Source organism: Bartonella capreoli (assembly GCF_902813205.1).
Taxonomy (GTDB): Bacteria; Pseudomonadota; Alphaproteobacteria; order Rhizobiales; family Rhizobiaceae; genus Bartonella; species Bartonella schoenbuchensis.
Map to the genome: position 1 here is coordinate 1 of NZ_CADDZX010000392.1, position 387 is coordinate 387.

The window sequence follows — 387 nt, forward strand, 5'->3', positions numbered from 1 at the left end:
TTATGATGTTGACTCAGGGTCGATAACAATTGACGGACAGGATATCCGTGATGTAACGCAAAAACGTTTACGTGAAGTGATCGGTATGGTGCCGCAAGATACAGTTTTATTTAATGATACAATTGCATATAATCTTCGTTATGGGCGCCCTAGTGCAACAGATGAAGAGATACACAAGGCTGCTGAAATGGCACAGATATTAAAATTTATTGAAATGCTTCCAGAGGGCTTTCAGTCTATGGTAGGTGACCGAGGTCTTAAATTATCTGGTGGTGAGAAACAACGCGTGGCAATTGCGCGGACACTTTTAAAAGCACCTCCACTTCTTATTTTAGATGAAGCAACTGCAGCTCTTGATACAACGAAAGAACAAGAAATTCAGCGCGC

Annotated in this window: 1 protein-coding gene; it reads left to right on the plus strand. The window is 41.6% G+C overall.

Features of this window, described 5'->3' with window-relative positions; genetic code table 11:
- Positions 1-387: ATP-binding cassette domain-containing protein (locus J7R05_RS08950; protein WP_208541934.1), on the plus strand; the 387-nt coding region annotated here is incomplete at both ends.